This is a genomic window from Streptomyces fuscigenes, from assembly GCF_021556455.1.
Lineage (GTDB): Bacteria > Actinomycetota > Actinomycetes > Streptomycetales > Streptomycetaceae > Streptomyces > Streptomyces fuscigenes.
Map to the genome: position 1 here is coordinate 1 of NZ_JAKGCV010000073.1, position 18294 is coordinate 18294.

Here is an 18294-nt window from a genome sequence, read left to right on the forward strand (position 1 = left end):
ACCGGCGCGTGCCGCTCGCCGCGACCGTGCGGCGGCGCTCCGATCCCGCGCCGCGGGCGCGCACCCGAGGCGCGGCGGCCCGTGCCCCTCCTGTGCGCCGGCGCTGATCAGGCTGTGGCAGGGATGTGACCCACGAGGCAGCCGACGGCTCTCCGGCCGGGCGTATTCTCCTTGCATCCGCCACCAGTTGGGTGCCGGACGCACGACAGAAGACATTCGGGGTGGGGGAAAGCATGAAGGCATCGGTCGGCAGGCGTGGGGCGTTCGCGGTGACGGCGGCGCTGGCGGCGGTCGTGACGGTGGCGGGCTGCCAGGGGGACGACGGTGGGTCGAAGGCGGCGGGCTCGGCCAAGCCCAAGGCCGCGCAGGGGACGGTGAACTCGCCGGCCGAGGCGGTGACGGCGGCGTACGAGAAGCTGTCGGACTACAAGTCCGCGAAGTTCACCATGGAGATGGGCATGCCCGCCACGGCCGGGACGGCGGGCACGACGGGACCGACGACGATGAAGGCGTCCGGCACCCTCGGCTGGTCCCCGGCCGTGATGGACATGACCATGGACACCTCCGCGCTGGGCGCGGGCGCGCCGGGGCGGATGCGCGAGCTGATGGTCGGCACGACCATGTACATGGACTTCTCGTCGGAGATCAAGAGCGAGCCTCAGCTCGGCGAGGCGCTCGGCGGCAAGCGGTGGCTGAAGATGGACCTCGCCGCGATGGCCAAGCAGGCGCCCGGCGGCGGCCAGGCCACGTCCGACCTCGTCAACAGCTCCTTCCAGAACCAGCAGAACCCGGCGCAGCAGCTGGCCTCCCTGCTCCAGGCGCCGCAGATCTCCCGCGTCGGCGCCGAGACCGTCGACGGCGTGAAGACCCAGCACTACAAGGGGCACCTCACGATCGACGAGGCGCTGAAGTCCAGCTCCGCCGTGAAGGGGCTGTCGGCCGCCGACCGCAAGCAGCTGGGCGACAGCATGAAGCAGGCCGGCGTCACCGCGGAGAACCTCGACGTGTGGGTGGGCGGCGACAGCTTCCCCGTGCGGATGGACATCGCGATGGACACCTCCGCCGGCCGGATCACGATCCGCGAGCACCTGTCGGACTTCTCCGCGAAGGCGGCCTCGGTCCCGACGCCTCCCGCCGGCCAGACGTTCACGCTGGAGGAGATGATGAAGCAGATCCAGGGCGGCGCCACGTCCTGACCCCGGCCGCCTCGCGGCACGGCTGCCGAACGGCCGCGGACACCCCGTCCGTGGCAGCCCGGCAGCCGGCCGGGGGCGGATTTGCCTGGCGTGGCCGCTCTCCCGTACTCTCCCCATGAAGCCAAAGACCGCTGGTTGTCACCGTGCGCTCGCAAGAGGGCCGGTGTCCGAAGGATCCGCTAGCTGCGGACGGCCTGCGCAGGTGACAGTGGACAGCTCCCGTACGGCGACACGACGTGCCGTTCCGGTCGAGCAACGCCCCGTGCACCTGTGCCGGGGCGTTTCGTTTTGTTCAGCCCCTTCCGAGAGCGGTCCTCATCACCCGGAAGGAGGCCGACGCTCATGGCAAGGCCCGACAAGGCCGCCGCGGTGGCCGAGCTGACGGAGCAGTTCCGCAGCTCGAACGCCGCAGTGCTGACCGAGTACCGGGGTCTCACCGTGGCGCAGCTCAAGGAGCTGCGCCGTTCGCTCGGTGAGAACGCCCAGTACGCCGTGGTGAAGAACACGCTGACCAAGATCGCGGCCAACGAGGCCGGGATCAACACGCTGGACGACCTGTTCGCGGGTCCGACGGCTGTGGCCTTCGTCACCGGTGACCCGGTGACGTCGGCGAAGGGTCTTCGTGACTTCGCCAAGGACAACCCGAACCTCGTCATCAAGGGCGGTGTCCTTGACGGCAAGGCGCTGTCCGCCGACGAGATCAAGAAGCTTGCGGACCTCGAGTCCCGCGAGGTTCTGCTCGCCAAGCTGGCGGGCGCCATGAAGGCGAAGCCCTCCCAGGCTGCCGCGCTCTTCCAGGCGCTCCCCTCGAAGTTCGTCCGCACCGCGGAGGCGCTTCGTGCCAAGAAGGAAGCCGACGAGCAGGGCGGTGCCGAGTAACTCGGCGTTCTGGCCGTAAGGCCGCTGCGGGCCCCGTGCCCGCCGACATGTACACCCGGCACCAGCCGAATTAGTGGAAGGACCGCCATCATGGCGAAGCTCAGCCAGGACGACCTGCTCGCCCAGTTCGAAGAGATGACCCTCATCGAGCTCTCCGAGTTCGTGAAGGCGTTCGAGGACAAGTTCGACGTCACCGCCGCCGCCCCGGTCGCCGCCGCCGCCGTCGCGGGCCCGGGTGCCCCGGCCGCCGAGGCCGCTGCCGAGCAGGACGAGTTCGACGTCATCCTCACGGGCGCCGGCGACAAGAAGATCCAGGTCATCAAGGTCGTGCGCGAGCTCACCTCGCTCGGCCTGAAGGAGGCCAAGGACCTCGTGGACGGCGCCCCGAAGCCCGTCCTCGAGAAGGTCGCCAAGGAGGCCGCTGACAAGGCCGCCGAGTCCCTCAAGGGCGCCGGCGCCTCCGTCGAGGTCAAGTGACCCGAGGCGCCCCGCGGCGCCCCGAGTGCACTGAGCGCGGCTGACGGCCGCGCAGCGTGTTGACGCGAAGGACGATCATCCATCCGGGTGGTCGTCCTTCGCCGTTCGCGCGGCCGATGGCTTGAGTTCCCCCGGCCTGCCGCTATCGTGATCATCGTCCGCGACTCCGCGTCCGTTCCGGGCGCGGGGCCGGGGTTCCGGGGTCGGGGCCCGGGTGGGCGGGGGCCTTGACGAACCGCACGAGGCGCGCAATTCTCAGGGACGCGTCGTCGCAGTCGATCCGATTCCGAGGCATGGATCGGCGGCGATGTGGGAAGTAACGGGGTGGTGCTTCGGCACCGGGCTCTGCGGCGGTTCCCACCGGGCAGGGCCGTCGTATGGACGGCAGTAGCAGCGAGGGTGTTGAGGACAACGAGGGTCTCCCAAAACCCGCTCTGGACATCAGTGTGCCAAGTGGCTACACTGTCCCTTTGCGCTGCCTGTTAGCTGTCCCCTGCCCGTCACCAGGGGCACCCTCTCGTACGAGCACCGGCGATCGAAGGCCCTCAGCAGGGCTTTCCCTCTCCGCGCCCTACGGGGGACCGGCACGCGCGTAGTGAGTCCGAGCCCTCGGAAGGACCCCCTCTTGGCCGCCTCGCGCAACGCCTCGACCACGAATACGAACAACGGCGCAAGCACCGCCCCGCTGCGCATCTCCTTTGCAAAGATCAAGGAGCCTCTCGAGGTTCCGAACCTGCTCGCGCTCCAGACCGAGAGCTTCGACTGGCTGCTCGGCAATGCCGCGTGGAAGGCTCGCGTCGAGGCGGCTCTGGACAACGGACAGGACGTCCCCAGGAAGTCCGGTCTCGAGGAGATCTTCGAAGAGATCTCCCCGATCGAGGACTTCTCCGGGTCGATGTCGCTGACGTTCCGCGACCACCGTTTCGAGCCCCCGAAGAACTCGATCGACGAGTGCAAGGAGCGCGACTTCACGTTCGCCGCCCCGCTCTTCGTCACGGCCGAGTTCACGAACAACGAGACCGGCGAGATCAAGTCGCAGACGGTCTTCATGGGCGACTTCCCGCTCATGACCAACAAGGGCACCTTCGTCATCAACGGCACCGAGCGTGTCGTGGTGTCGCAGCTCGTCCGCTCGCCGGGTGTCTACTTCGACTCCTCCATCGACAAGACCTCCGACAAGGACATCTTCTCCGCGAAGATCATCCCGTCCCGGGGTGCCTGGCTGGAGATGGAGATCGACAAGCGCGACATGGTCGGTGTCCGCATCGACCGCAAGCGCAAGCAGTCCGTGACCGTCCTGCTCAAGGCGCTCGGGTGGACCACCGAGCAGATCCTGGACGAGTTCGGCGAGTACGAGTCGATGCGCGCCACCCTGGAGAAGGACCACACCCAGGGCCAGGACGACGCGCTGCTCGACATCTACCGCAAGCTGCGTCCGGGCGAGCCCCCCACGCGTGAGGCCGCCCAGACGCTCCTGGAGAACCTCTACTTCAACCCGAAGCGCTACGACCTCGCGAAGGTCGGCCGCTACAAGGTCAACAAGAAGCTCGGCGCGGACGAGCCGCTGGACGCCGGCGTACTCACCACCGACGACGTCATCGCGACCATCAAGTACCTGGTCAAGCTGCACGCCGGCGAGACCGAGACGGTCAGCTCCAGCGGGTCGGAGATCGTCGTCGAGACCGACGACATCGACCATTTCGGCAACCGCCGCCTGCGCAACGTCGGCGAGCTCATCCAGAACCAGGTCCGCACGGGCCTGGCGCGGATGGAGCGCGTCGTGCGCGAGCGCATGACGACGCAGGACGTCGAGGCGATCACGCCGCAGACGCTGATCAACATCCGGCCGGTCGTCGCCTCCATCAAGGAGTTCTTCGGCACCAGCCAGCTGTCGCAGTTCATGGACCAGAACAACCCGCTCTCCGGGCTCACCCACAAGCGCCGCCTGTCGGCGCTCGGCCCCGGTGGTCTCTCCCGTGAGCGGGCCGGCTTCGAGGTCCGCGACGTGCACCCCTCGCACTACGGCCGCATGTGCCCGATCGAGACCCCGGAAGGCCCGAACATCGGCCTGATCGGCTCGCTCGCGTCGTACGGCCGGGTCAACGCGTTCGGCTTCGTCGAGACGCCCTACCGCCGGGTCACCGACGGTGTCGTCACCGACGAGGTCGACTACCTGACCGCCGACGAGGAGGACCGCTTCGTCATCGCCCAGGCCAACGCGCCGCTGACCGACGAGCTGCGGTTCGAGGAGACCCGCGTGCTCGTCCGCCGCCGCGGCGGCGAGGTCGACTACGTGCCGGGCGACGACGTCGACTACATGGACGTCTCGCCGCGCCAGATGGTGTCCGTCGCGACGGCCATGATCCCCTTCCTGGAGCACGACGACGCCAACCGCGCCCTCATGGGCGCGAACATGATGCGTCAGGCCGTGCCCCTGATCACGTCCGAGGCGCCGCTCGTCGGCACCGGCATGGAGTACCGCTGTGCGGTCGACGCCGGTGACGTCATCAAGGCGGAGAAGGCGGGTGTGGTCCAGGAGGTCTCCGCGGACTACATCACCGTCACCAACGACGACGGCACGTACAACACGTACCGGATCGCGAAGTTCTTCCGCTCCAACCAGGGCACCTCGGTCAACCAGAAGGTCGTCGTCTCCGAGGGCGACCGGGTCATCGAGGGCCAGGTGCTCGCCGACGGTCCGGCCACGGAGCTCGGCGAGATGGCGCTCGGCAAGAACCTGCTCGTCGCGTTCATGCCGTGGGAGGGCCACAACTACGAGGACGCGATCATCCTCAGCCAGCGCCTGGTGCAGGACGACGTCCTCTCCTCGATCCACATCGAGGAGCACGAGGTCGACGCCCGTGACACCAAGCTCGGCCCCGAGGAGATCACCCGGGACATCCCGAACGTCTCCGAGGAGGTCCTCGCCGACCTCGACGAGCGCGGCATCATCCGCATCGGCGCCGAGGTCCGCGACACCGACATCCTCGTCGGCAAGGTCACGCCCAAGGGCGAGACCGAGCTGACGCCCGAGGAGCGGCTGCTGCGCGCGATCTTCGGCGAGAAGGCGCGCGAGGTCCGCGACACCTCGCTGAAGGTGCCGCACGGCGAGACCGGCAAGGTCATCGGCGTGCGCGTCTTCGACCGCGAGGAGGGCGACGAGCTGCCGCCCGGCGTCAACCAGCTGGTCCGCGTGTACGTGGCGCAGAAGCGCAAGATCACGGACGGCGACAAGCTGGCCGGCCGCCACGGCAACAAGGGCGTCATCTCGAAGATCCTGCCGATCGAGGACATGCCGTTCCTGGAGGACGGCACCCCGGTCGACATCATCCTCAACCCGCTGGGCGTCCCGTCCCGCATGAACCCGGGACAGGTCCTGGAGATCCATCTCGGCTGGCTCGCCAGCCAGGGCTGGGACGTCTCCTCGCTCGGCGAGGAATGGGCCCAGCGCCTCCAGGGCATCGGCGCCGACCAGGTCGCCCCGCGCACCAACGTGGCGACCCCGGTCTTCGACGGCGCCCGCGAGGACGAGCTGGCCGGCCTGCTGGAGCACACCATCCCGAACCGCGACGGCGAGCGCATGGTGCAGCCGTCCGGCAAGGCCCGGATGTTCGACGGCCGCTCCGGCGAGCCGTTCCCGGACCCGATCTCGGTCGGGTACATGTACATCCTCAAGCTGCACCACCTGGTCGACGACAAGCTCCACGCCCGTTCGACCGGTCCGTACTCGATGATCACCCAGCAGCCGCTGGGTGGTAAGGCGCAGTTCGGTGGTCAGCGCTTCGGCGAGATGGAGGTGTGGGCGCTGGAGGCGTACGGCGCCGCCTACGCCCTCCAGGAGCTCCTGACGATCAAGTCCGACGACGTCACCGGCCGCGTGAAGGTCTACGAGGCCATCGTCAAGGGCGAGAACATCCCCGAGCCCGGCATCCCCGAGTCCTTCAAGGTGCTCATCAAGGAAATGCAGTCGCTCTGCCTCAACGTGGAGGTGCTGTCCTCGGACGGCATGTCCATCGAGATGCGGGACACGGACGAGGACGTGTTCCGTGCGGCGGAGGAGCTCGGCATCGACCTGTCCCGGCGGGAGCCGAGCAGCGTCGAAGAGGTCTGACGGGTCGGCTGCCGGGGTCCCGCTCCTGCGGGCCCCCGGCGGCCACCTCGGACCCTCCTCCACGCTCCCCGCGTGGAGGCCCCCATCAGACCTTCAGACACAACCCTGAGAGGGATTGACGCATAGTGCTCGACGTCAACTTCTTCGACGAGCTGCGGATCGGCCTGGCCACCGCGGACGACATTCGTACCTGGTCCCACGGCGAGGTGAAGAAGCCGGAGACCATCAACTACCGCACCCTCAAGCCCGAGAAGGACGGACTCTTCTGCGAGAAGATCTTCGGCCCCACCCGGGACTGGGAGTGCTACTGCGGCAAGTACAAGCGTGTCCGCTTCAAGGGCATCATCTGTGAGCGCTGTGGCGTCGAGGTCACGCGCGCCAAGGTGCGCCGCGAGCGGATGGGCCACATCGAGCTGGCCGCTCCCGTCACCCACATCTGGTACTTCAAGGGCGTTCCCTCCCGCCTCGGCTACCTGCTCGACCTCGCGCCGAAGGACCTCGAGAAGGTCATCTACTTCGCCGCGTACATGATCACGTACGTCGACGAGGAGCGCCGCACCCGCGACCTGCCCTCGCTGGAGGCCCACGTCTCCGTCGAGCGCCAGCAGGTCGAGAACCGCCGCGACTCCGACCTGGAGGCCCGCGCCAAGAAGCTCGAGACCGACCTGGCCGAGCTGGAGGCCGAGGGCGCCAAGGCGGACGTGCGCCGCAAGGTGCGCGAGGGCGCCGAGCGCGAGATGAAGCAGCTCCGCGACCGCGCGCAGCGCGAGATCGACCGCCTGGACGAGGTCTGGAACCGCTTCAAGAACCTCAAGGTGCAGGACCTGGAGGGCGACGAGCTCCTCTACCGCGAGCTGCGTGACCGCTTCGGCACGTACTTCGACGGTTCGATGGGCGCCGCCGCGCTGCAGAAGCGCCTGGAGTCCTTCGACCTCAACGAGGAGGCCGAGCGCCTCCGCGAGATCATCCGCACCGGCAAGGGCCAGAAGAAGACCCGTGCGCTCAAGCGCCTCAAGGTCGTCTCCGCGTTCCTGCAGACCAGCAACAGCCCCAAGGGCATGGTGCTGGACTGCGTGCCGGTCATCCCGCCGGACCTGCGTCCGATGGTGCAGCTGGACGGTGGCCGCTTCGCGACCTCCGACCTCAACGACCTGTACCGCCGCGTGATCAACCGCAACAACCGCCTGAAGCGCCTTCTCGACCTCGGTGCCCCCGAGATCATCGTGAACAACGAGAAGCGCATGCTCCAGGAGGCCGTGGACGCGCTCTTCGACAACGGCCGCCGCGGCCGCCCGGTCACGGGCCCCGGCAACCGTCCGCTGAAGTCGCTGTCCGACATGCTCAAGGGCAAGCAGGGCCGCTTCCGCCAGAACCTCCTCGGCAAGCGCGTCGACTACTCGGCGCGTTCCGTGATCGTCGTCGGTCCGCAGCTCAAGCTGCACCAGTGCGGTCTGCCGAAGGCGATGGCGCTGGAGCTGTTCAAGCCGTTCGTGATGAAGCGCCTGGTCGACCTGAACCACGCGCAGAACATCAAGTCGGCGAAGCGCATGGTCGAGCGCGGCCGCACGGTCGTCTACGACGTCCTCGAAGAGGTCATCGCAGAGCACCCCGTGCTGCTCAACCGCGCGCCGACCCTGCACCGCCTCGGCATCCAGGCCTTCGAGCCGCAGCTGGTCGAGGGCAAGGCCATCCAGATCCACCCGCTCGTGTGCACCGCGTTCAACGCGGACTTCGACGGCGACCAGATGGCCGTGCACCTGCCGCTGTCAGCGGAGGCGCAGGCCGAGGCCCGCATCCTGATGCTGTCCTCGAACAACATCCTGAAGCCGGCCGACGGCCGTCCCGTCACCATGCCGACCCAGGACATGGTGCTGGGCCTGTTCTTCCTCACGACGGACGAGGAAGAGCGCAAGGTCATCGGTGTGGACCGGTCCTTCGGCTCCACCGCCGAGGCCACCATGGCGTTCGACAACCGCGAGCTGTCGCTGCAGGCGAAGGTCGACATCCGCTTCCCGGTGGGCACCATCCCGCCGCGCGGCTGGACGCCCCCGCTGAACGAGGACGGCGAGCCGGACGCCCAGTGGCAGGCCGGCGACCCGTTCCGGCTGCGGACGACCCTGGGGCGCGCGCTCTTCAACGAGCTGCTGCCCGAGGACTACCCGTTCGTGGACTACTCGGTCGGCAAGAAGCAGCTCTCGGAGATCGTCAACGACCTCGCCGAGCGCTACCCGAAGGTCATCGTGGCGGCGACGCTCGACAACCTGAAGGCGGCCGGCTTCTTCTGGGCCACCCGCTCCGGTGTCACCGTGGCCATCTCCGACGTCGTCGTTCCCGAGGCGAAGAAGGAGATCGTCGCGGGCTACGAGGCGCAGGACGAGAAGGTCCAGAAGCAGTACGAGCGTGGCCTGATCACGAAGGACGAGCGCACGCAGGAGCTCATCGCGATCTGGACCAAGGCGACGAACGAGGTCGCCGAGGCCATGAACGAGAACTTCCCGAAGACGAACCCCATCTTCATGATGGTGAACTCGGGTGCGCGCGGAAACATGATGCAGATGCGCCAGATCGCCGGTATGCGCGGTCTGGTGTCGAACGCCAAGAACGAGACGATCCCGCGTCCCATCAAGGCGTCCTTCCGTGAAGGCCTGTCCGTGCTGGAGTACTTCATCTCCACGCACGGTGCCCGCAAGGGTCTGGCCGACACCGCTCTGCGTACCGCCGACTCGGGTTACCTGACCCGTCGTCTGGTGGACGTCTCGCAGGACGTGATCATCCGCGAGGAGGACTGCGGCACCGACCGCGGCCTCAAGCTGAAGATCGCGGACCGGGGCACCGACGGTGTGCTGCGCAAGGCCGAGGACGTCGAGACGTCCGTGTACGCGCGCATGCTCGCCGAGGACGTCGTCGTGGACGGCAAGGTCATCGCGCCGGCCAACGTCGACCTGGGCGACGTGCTCATCGACGCGCTCGTCGCGGCCGGTGTCGAGGAGGTCAAGACCCGTTCGGTCCTGACCTGCGAGTCGGCCGTCGGCACCTGTGCGTTCTGCTACGGCCGCTCGCTGGCCACCGGCAAGCTGGTCGACATCGGTGAGGCGGTCGGCATCATCGCCGCCCAGTCCATCGGTGAGCCCGGCACCCAGCTGACGATGCGTACCTTCCACACCGGTGGTGTGGCCGGTGACGACATCACGCAGGGTCTGCCGCGTGTCGTCGAGCTGTTCGAGGCCCGTACGCCCAAGGGTGTCGCCCCGATCTCGGAGGCGGCAGGCCGCGTCCGTATCGAGGAGACCGAGAAGACCAAGAAGATCATCGTCACCCCGGACGACGGCAGCGACGAGACGGCGTTCCCGATCTCGAAGCGCGCCCGGCTCCTGGTGGGCGAGGGCGACCACGTCGAGGTGGGCCAGAAGCTCACCGTGGGTGCCACCAACCCGCACGACGTGCTGCGCATCCTCGGCCAGCGCGCGGTGCAGGTGCACCTGGTCGGCGAAGTCCAGAAGGTCTACAACTCGCAGGGTGTGTCGATCCACGACAAGCACATCGAGATCATCATCCGGCAGATGCTGCGCCGGGTCACGATCATCGAGTCGGGCGACGCGGAGCTGCTGCCCGGCGAGCTGGTCGAGCGCTCGAAGTTCGAGACCGAGAACCGTCGCGTGGTGCGCGAGAGCGGCCAGCCGGCCTCCGGCCGTCCGCAGCTGATGGGCATCACCAAGGCCTCGCTGGCCACCGAGTCGTGGCTGTCGGCGGCGTCCTTCCAGGAGACGACCAGGGTCCTGACCGACGCGGCGATCAACGCCAAGTCGGACTCCCTGATCGGCCTCAAGGAGAACGTCATCATCGGTAAGCTCATCCCGGCCGGTACGGGCCTGTCCCGCTACCGCAACATCCGGGTCGAGCCGACCGAGGAGGCCAAGGCCGCGATGTACTCGGCCGTCGGCTACGACGACATCGACTACTCGCCGTTCGGCACGGGCTCCGGCCAGGCCGTTCCGCTGGAGGACTACGACTACGGTCCGTACAACCAGTGAGGCGTCGAGCCTGCGTGAGTGCCTGATGCACTGAGAGGGCGGCCATCCCTTCGGGGGTGGCCGCCCTCTGCTTTTCAAGGGTGCCGTCGGCCTTGGCCACGCGTGGCGTGGCCCGCCGGCCGGGGGAGCGGGGCGGGTGCCTGCTGTGACGGGCCGCGACCCTCCGTCGCGGCGGACCGCCTCCGATAGCCGCCGCGTCGGGTGTTCGCCGAGGGCGTGGGGCGGGTAAGACTGAGTATTTTGACCTGGGTCGACAAGGTGGGTACGCTCAAGTCTTGTGCCTGGGGTGTGCCTGGGCTCTCGCGCGTGTCCTCAGCCGCGTGAAGAGCTCATCTACACGGCCACCGCAATCCGTGCTTTCCCCGCTTGCCGGCGGGGGTCCGCGGTATTCGACACACCCGACCGCGTGGGTCGGCGATGTTCCAGGTTAGCTTTACGAACGGCACACAGAATCGGAGAAGTAGTGCCTACGATCCAGCAGCTGGTCCGCAAGGGCCGGCAGGACAAGGTCGAGAAGAACAAGACCCCCGCACTTGAGGGCTCCCCTCAGCGCCGCGGGGTCTGCACGCGTGTGTTCACGACCACCCCGAAGAAGCCGAACTCGGCCCTGCGCAAGGTCGCGCGTGTGCGTCTGACCTCGGGCATCGAGGTCACGGCCTACATCCCGGGTGAGGGACACAACCTGCAGGAGCACTCGATCGTGCTCGTGCGTGGCGGCCGTGTGAAGGACCTGCCGGGTGTTCGGTACAAGATCATCCGCGGTTCGCTCGACACCCAGGGTGTCAAGAACCGCAAGCAGGCCCGCAGCCGTTACGGCGCCAAGAAGGAGAAGTAAGAATGCCTCGTAAGGGCCCCGCCCCGAAGCGCCCGGTCATCATCGACCCGGTCTACGGTTCTCCTCTTGTCACCTCCCTCATCAACAAGATCCTGCTGAACGGCAAGCGTTCGACCGCTGAGCGGATCGTGTACGGCGCCATGGAAGGCCTCCGTGACAAGACCGGCAACGACCCGGTCATCACGCTGAAGCGCGCCCTCGAGAACGTCAAGCCCGCTCTCGAGGTCAAGTCCCGCCGTGTCGGTGGTGCCACCTACCAGGTGCCGATCGAGGTCAAGCCCGGTCGCGCCTCCACCCTCGCGCTGCGCTGGCTGGTCGGTTACTCGCGTGCTCGTCGTGAGAAGACCATGACCGAGCGTCTGATGAACGAACTGCTCGACGCCTCCAACGGCCTCGGCGCTTCGGTCAAGAAGCGCGAGGACACGCACAAGATGGCCGAGTCCAACAAGGCCTTCGCGCACTACCGCTGGTAGTCGCAACCCACATCGAGACCGAGAGAAGATTGAGCCTCATGGCCACCACTTCGCTTGACCTGGCCAAGGTCCGCAACATCGGGATCATGGCCCACATCGACGCGGGCAAGACGACCACCACCGAGCGGATCCTCTTCTACACCGGTGTTTCCTACAAGATCGGTGAAGTCCACGACGGCGCTGCCACGATGGACTGGATGGAGCAGGAGCAGGAGCGCGGCATCACGATCACGTCCGCCGCGACGACCTGCCACTGGCCGCTCAACGAGGTCGACCACACCATCAACATCATCGACACGCCGGGCCACGTCGACTTCACCGTCGAGGTGGAGCGTTCGCTGCGCGTGCTCGACGGTGCCGTCACCGTGTTCGACGGTGTCGCCGGTGTGGAGCCGCAGTCCGAGACGGTGTGGCGTCAGGCCGACCGTTACGGCGTGCCCCGCATCTGCTTCGTCAACAAGCTGGACCGCACCGGCGCCGAGTTCCACCGCTGCGTCGACATGATCGTCGACCGCCTCGGTGCGGTGCCGCTGGTCATGCAGCTCCCGATCGGCACCGAGGCCGACTTCAAGGGCGTCGTCGACCTCGTGTCGATGAAGGCGCTCGTGTGGTCCGCCGAGGCGACCAAGGGCGAGATGTACGACGTCGTCGACATCCCGGCGACGCACACCGAGGCCGCTGAAGAGTGGCACGGCAAGCTCGTCGAGGCCGTCGCGGAGCACGACGACGCGATGATGGAGCTCTACCTGGAGGGCCAGGAGCCCACCGTGGAGCAGATGCACGACGCGATCCGCCGGATCACGCTGGCGTCGAAGGGCGCCGCGGACTCCGTCACGGTCACCCCCGTGTTCTGTGGCACCGCGTTCAAGAACAAGGGCGTCCAGCCCCTGCTCGACGCGGTCGTGCGCTACCTGCCTTCCCCCCTCGACGTCGGTGCCGTGGACGGCCACGACGTCAAGGACCCGGAGAAGGTCGTCTCGCGCAAGCCCTCCGACGACGAGCCGTTCTCCGGTCTTGCCTTCAAGATCGCGAGCGACCCGCACCTGGGCAAGCTCACCTTCGTCCGGGTGTACTCGGGCCGTCTCGAGGCCGGCACCGCCGTCCTCAACTCGGTGAAGGGCCGCAAGGAGCGCATCGGCAAGATCTACCGCATGCACGCGAACAAGCGTGAGGAGATCGAGTCGGTGGGCGCCGGTGACATCGTCGCCGTCATGGGCCTGAAGCAGACCACCACCGGTGAGACGCTGAGCGACGAGAAGAACCCGGTGATCCTGGAGTCCATGGACTTCCCGGCGCCGGTCATCGAGGTCGCGATCGAGCCCAAGTCCAAGGGTGACCAGGAGCGTCTGGGTGTCGCCATCCAGCGCCTCGCGGAGGAGGACCCCTCCTTCCAGGTCCACTCCGAGGAGGAGACCGGCCAGACCATCATCGGTGGCATGGGCGAGCTCCACCTCGAGGTGCTCGTCGACCGCATGAAGCGCGAGTTCCGCGTCGAGGCGAACGTCGGCAAGCCGCAGGTCGCCTACCGTGAGACGATCCGCAAGGCCGTCGAGCGGGTGGACTACACCCACAAGAAGCAGACCGGTGGTACCGGTCAGTTCGCGAAGGTGCAGATCGCGATCGAGCCCATCGAGGGCGGCGACGCGGCCTACGAGTTCGTGAACAAGGTCACCGGTGGCCGCATCCCGAAGGAGTACATCCCTTCGGTGGATGCCGGTGCCCAGGAGGCCATGCAGTTCGGCATCATCGCCGGGTACGAGATGACGGGTGTGCGTGTCATCCTGCTCGACGGCGCGTTCCACGAGGTCGACTCGTCCGAGCTCGCGTTCAAGATCGCCGGCTCGCAGGCCTTCAAGGAAGCGGCGCGCAAGGCGTCCCCGGTTCTCCTGGAGCCGATGATGTCCGTCGAGGTCACCACCCCCGAGGACTACATGGGTGACGTCATCGGCGACATCAACTCCCGCCGTGGCCAGATCCAGGCCATGGAGGAGCGCAGCGGCGCCCGCGTCGTGAAGGGCCTCGTGCCGCTTTCGGAGATGTTCGGCTACGTCGGAGACCTCCGCAGCAAGACCTCGGGTCGCGCAAGCTACTCGATGCAGTTCGACTCCTACGCCGAGGTTCCCCGGAACGTCGCCGAGGAGATCATCGCGAAGGCCAAGGGCGAGTAATCCACAGGGCGAAACGCCCGACGGACAAGACGCTCTAGGCTTGTCACCGGGACGCCAGGGGGCGTTCCCCGAAGGACCGGCGTCATCCGCCGTTTCCGGAGGGGACCGCCCCGGGCGCACCGGCATCCCAGCAAAGATCACCCTGGCGCCGATGAGTAAGGCGTACAGAACCACTCCCCAGGAGGACCCCAGTGGCGAAGGCGAAGTTCGAGCGGACTAAGCCGCACGTCAACATCGGCACCATCGGTCACATCGACCACGGTAAGACGACCCTCACGGCCGCCATTACCAAGGTGCTGCACGACGCGTACCCGGACCTGAACGAGGCCTCGGCCTTCGACCAGATCGACAAGGCTCCTGAGGAGCGCCAGCGCGGTATCACGATCTCCATCGCGCACGTCGAGTACCAGACGGAGTCGCGTCACTACGCGCACGTCGACTGCCCCGGTCACGCGGACTACATCAAGAACATGATCACGGGTGCGGCGCAGATGGACGGCGCCATCCTCGTGGTCGCCGCCACCGACGGCCCGATGCCGCAGACCAAGGAGCACGTGCTCCTGGCCCGCCAGGTCGGCGTGCCGTACATCGTCGTCGCGCTGAACAAGGCCGACATGGTGGACGACGAGGAGATCCTGGAGCTCGTCGAGCTCGAGGTCCGTGAGCTCCTCACCGAGTACGAATTCCCGGGCGACGACGTTCCCGTCGTCAAGGTCTCGGCGCTCAAGGCGCTCGAGGGCGACAAGGAGTGGGGCCAGACGGTCCTCGACCTGATGGCCGCCGTCGACGAGGCGATCCCGCAGCCCGAGCGCGACGTCGAGAAGCCGTTCCTCATGCCCATCGAGGACGTCTTCACGATCACCGGTCGCGGTACGGTCGTCACCGGCCGTATCGAGCGTGGTGTCCTGAAGGTCAACGAGACCGTTGACATCATCGGCATCAAGCAGGACAAGACCACGACCACGGTCACGGGCATCGAGATGTTCCGCAAGCTGCTCGACGAGGGCCAGGCCGGTGAGAACGTCGGTCTGCTCCTCCGTGGCATCAAGCGCGAGGACGTCGAGCGCGGCCAGGTCATCATCAAGCCCGGTTCGGTCACGCCGCACACCGAGTTCGAGGCCCAGGCCTACATCCTGTCGAAGGACGAGGGTGGCCGTCACACCCCGTTCTTCAACAACTACCGCCCGCAGTTCTACTTCCGTACCACGGACGTGACCGGCGTCGTGACCCTCCCCGAGGGCACCGAGATGGTCATGCCGGGCGACAACACCACCATGTCGGTCTCGCTGATCCAGCCGGTCGCCATGGAGGAGGGCCTGAAGTTCGCCATCCGTGAGGGTGGTCGTACGGTGGGCGCCGGCCAGGTCACCAAGATCAACAAGTAAGCGGACGACGGTCACGGCCGTCCGCGGTTCGCCGCGGGCGGTGACCTGATCCGGTGGCGGTCCCCGGACCGTCCCGGATCCGTGAGCGGTCAGTACGGGAGGGCCCCGCGCCTCGTCCTTCGGGACGGGGGGCGGGGCCCTTTCGCATGCCCGGGTACCGCTTCGGAGCGGTCCGGGTGCTCACTCCGGCCGGACGGGAGTGCCCCGCGGAGGCGGGGCGTGCGGTCGCGGGCCGGCGACGGGTGGCCCCGGACGCGCGAACGCGTCCGGGGCCGTGCCCGCCCGCGGGTGGTGGCACGGAACGTCGCTCGCGCGCCGGTGCCGGCGGCCCGGGCGCGCGGGGTCCTGCTACCAGGCGACGGGCAGTTCGTAGACGCCGTAGACCACCGCGTCGTGCTTGTAGCGGATCGCCTCCTCCTCGACCGCCGGGCGCAGGCCGGGGAAGCGCCGCAGCAGCGCCGGGTAGGCGAGCTGCAGTTCCTGCCGGGCGAGGTTCTGGCCGAGGCACTGGTGGGTGCCCTGGCCGAAGGCGAGGTGGCGTCGCGCGTTGGGGCGGGTGATGTCGAGTTCGTCGGGGTCGTCGAAGACGGTCGCGTCGCGGTTGGCGGAGTCGTTCGACAGGATCACGCCCTCGCCCGCGCGGATGAGCTGCCCGGAGATCTCGACGTCCTCCGTGGCCAGGCGCCGGCGTCCGGTGTGGACGATGGTGAGGTAGCGCAGCAGCTCCTCGACGGCGCCCGCGACGGCCGCCGGGTCCTCGGCGTCCCGCACGGCCTTCAACTGCGCGGGGTTGCGCATGAGCGCGAGCGTGCCGAGGGCGATCATGTTGGTCGTGGTCTCGTGGCCCGCGATCAGCAGCAGCATCGCGTCCTGGACGAGCCGGGCGCGGGTGGTCCCGCCGGTGAGCATGTGGTCCACGGCCACCTGGCTGATCAGGTCGTCCTGCGGGTCGGTGACCTTCGCGTCGATGAGGTCGCCGAGGTAGGAGCCCAGCTCCTCCATCGCCTCCATCGTCTCGTTGGCGGTGGAGTTCATGGAGATCAGGACGCGGGACCTGGACTGGAACAGGTGCTGGTCCTCGCGCGGCACCCCGAGGATCTCCGCGATGACGAGCGACGGCAGCGGCAGGGCGAACGTCGAGACCAGGTCGACCGGGGCGCCGGCGCGCTCCATGTCGTCGAGCAGCCCGTCGATGATCTCGTTCAGGCGGGGCACCAGCGCCCTGGCGCGCTTGACGGAGAAGTACGACGTGAACATGCGGCGGACCCGGTTGTGGTCCGGGTCGTCCATGGTGATGAAGGGGAGCGGGTTGCCGCTCCTGCGGCGGGCGGCGATGCCGGGGCTCTGGGTGGGGAAGCCCGGCCGGGTGGCGTCGGCACTGAACCTGCTGTCGGTGAGGATCGCGCGCTGGTCCTGGTAGCGGGTGACCAGCCAGGCCGGCGTACCGTCCCAGACCCGTACGCGGGAGAAGGGCTCGTGCTCGCGGAGCCCGGCGAGCTCGGCCGGCGGGTCGAAGGGGCAGCCGGCGGCGCGGGCGAGGGGGTAGCGGGGGTGCTCGGGGGCGGGACCCGCGGTGTCCGGCGCGACGAGCGGCGCGTTCCGCGGGGCGCTGTGCGGGCAGGTCGCGGGCTCGGTGGCGGCGGTGCTGTCCGCCGTGCCGTGCGCGGTGGTGGGAAGGGCTGTCTCCGTCATGGCGGGGGTGCTCCTGACTGCGGTGGGGGGTCAGCGAGTGAACGGTGCGGAGCGCGCGGTGCCTCGCGCGGGGCGGCGGAGCGCCGTGCGGGCCGGGGCGTCAGTCCTTGACGTCGATGGCGCCCGCGGGGCAGAGCCCCGCCGCCTCCTGGGCGCGGGCGAGGGCGTCCGCGTTGTCCGGCACGTGGTCCAGGAGGACGACGACGCCGTCCTCGTCCCGCTGGTCGAAGATGTCGTCCGCCGCGAGGACGCACTGTCCCGCGGCGCAGCAGCGGTCCTGGTCGATCTCGATGTGCATGCGCTTCTCCTTCATTACGTACCCTAAGTACGTGATACGCCGGTGGAGGCGGGCCGTGCAATGGGGCCTCGGGCGTCCGCGCAGCTGGTTGGCCGGAAACGTACGGCCCGGCATGATGCGGGGGTGGAGACGACTCCGGGGCCGCCCCCGTCACGCGCGGAGAGCATCACCGCCCTGCAGTCGGTGCTGAGCGCGCTGGCCTACAGCCTGACGCGGACCGCGGTCCACGCGCGAATGGTCGCCGCGGCCGGCATGCCCATCGACCGGGCGGGCCTGGCGCTGCTGCGCGTGCTGGCGGAGGAGCCCGAACCGTTACGGGTGGGAGAGCTGGCCCGCCGGCTCGACGTGCGGCATCCCCATGTCACGCGCCAGGTCAGCCAGTTGGCGGAGCAGGGCCTCGTGGAGCGGGTGGAGAGCGGCGACGACCGCCGGGTGCAGCTCGTCGCGCCCACCCGGCGCGGGCTGGACACCCTGGCGCGCGTGGTCCAGACCGCCGAGGCGAAACTGACCGAAAGTCTCGCCGGCGTGGACCCGGAACGGATCATGGCCGCGGTCGATGTCCTCGGCCGCCTCGACTTCACGCCGGGCTGGGGCGCGCGGGGCGCCGGCGGGAGCACCGGGGAGGGGCCGCCGGACGAGGACGCTGAGGACCGCGCGCGGGACTGAGCCGCCGGGCCGGGGCGACGGGAGGGCCGGGGTGTGCGGGCCGCCGCCGCGGGCCGGGCCCCGGCGAGGCCGAGGGCGCCTGT

12 protein-coding genes are annotated in these 18294 nt (G+C 68.4%); 10 read left to right on the top strand and 2 right to left on the bottom strand.

Going from position 1 to position 18294, the window contains the following annotated elements:
• The first annotated feature begins 233 nt into the window (after positions 1-233).
• The 9 genes from L1885_RS09650 (at position 234) to tuf (ending at position 15555) form a co-directional block, all read left to right on the top strand.
• Complete coding sequence (locus L1885_RS09650; RefSeq protein ID WP_235796613.1) at positions 234-1196, top strand: SCO4651 family lipoprotein; 963 nt, start codon at positions 234-236, stop codon at positions 1194-1196.
• Between the two features lie 342 nt (positions 1197-1538).
• Positions 1539-2075, top strand: coding sequence for a 50S ribosomal protein L10 (rplJ, locus tag L1885_RS09655; protein WP_235796614.1), 537 nt, complete (start codon positions 1539-1541; stop codon positions 2073-2075).
• A gap of 90 nt (positions 2076-2165) precedes the next feature.
• Positions 2166-2552, top strand: a complete 387-nt coding sequence (gene rplL / locus L1885_RS09660; RefSeq protein ID WP_235796615.1) for a 50S ribosomal protein L7/L12 — start codon at positions 2166-2168, stop codon at positions 2550-2552.
• Between the two features lie 625 nt (positions 2553-3177).
• Positions 3178-6663, top strand: a complete 3486-nt coding sequence (gene rpoB, locus L1885_RS09665; protein ID WP_235796616.1) for a DNA-directed RNA polymerase subunit beta — start codon at positions 3178-3180, stop codon at positions 6661-6663.
• Between the two features lie 125 nt (positions 6664-6788).
• The gene (locus L1885_RS09670; RefSeq protein WP_235796617.1) at positions 6789-10694 is read left to right on the top strand and encodes a DNA-directed RNA polymerase subunit beta'; all 3906 of its coding nucleotides are present in this window, start codon (positions 6789-6791) and stop codon (positions 10692-10694) included.
• 463 nt (positions 10695-11157) lie between these two features.
• A complete protein-coding gene (rpsL, locus tag L1885_RS09675) occupies positions 11158-11529 on the top strand; it encodes a 30S ribosomal protein S12 (RefSeq protein ID WP_003948652.1) in 372 nt (123 codons plus the stop codon).
• A 2-nt stretch (positions 11530-11531) separates the two neighbouring features.
• The gene (gene rpsG, locus L1885_RS09680; protein WP_225021014.1) at positions 11532-12002 is read left to right on the top strand and encodes a 30S ribosomal protein S7; all 471 of its coding nucleotides are present in this window, start codon (positions 11532-11534) and stop codon (positions 12000-12002) included.
• A 38-nt stretch (positions 12003-12040) separates the two neighbouring features.
• Positions 12041-14170 (top strand): elongation factor G, encoded by a 2130-nt coding sequence (fusA, locus tag L1885_RS09685; RefSeq protein ID WP_235796618.1) that lies wholly within the window; start codon positions 12041-12043, stop codon positions 14168-14170.
• Between the two features lie 191 nt (positions 14171-14361).
• Positions 14362-15555, top strand: a complete 1194-nt coding sequence (tuf, locus tag L1885_RS09690) for an elongation factor Tu (RefSeq protein WP_235796619.1) — start codon at positions 14362-14364, stop codon at positions 15553-15555.
• Between the two features lie 348 nt (positions 15556-15903).
• On the opposite strand, the gene L1885_RS09695 is transcribed toward tuf, so the two are convergent.
• Together L1885_RS09695 and L1885_RS09700 are read right to left on the bottom strand one after the other, a co-directional pair.
• The gene (locus L1885_RS09695) at positions 15904-17247 is read right to left on the bottom strand and encodes a cytochrome P450 (RefSeq protein WP_235796620.1); all 1344 of its coding nucleotides are present in this window, start codon (positions 17245-17247) and stop codon (positions 15904-15906) included.
• Positions 17248-17347: 100 nt separating this feature from the next.
• Positions 17348-17560, bottom strand: a complete 213-nt coding sequence (locus L1885_RS09700) for a ferredoxin (protein ID WP_268983880.1) — start codon at positions 17558-17560, stop codon at positions 17348-17350.
• A gap of 108 nt (positions 17561-17668) precedes the next feature.
• Between L1885_RS09700 and L1885_RS09705 the strand changes: the two genes are divergently transcribed.
• Positions 17669-18211, top strand: coding sequence for a MarR family winged helix-turn-helix transcriptional regulator (locus L1885_RS09705; RefSeq protein WP_235796622.1), 543 nt, complete (start codon positions 17669-17671; stop codon positions 18209-18211).
• The last annotated feature ends 83 nt before the right edge of the window (positions 18212-18294 follow it).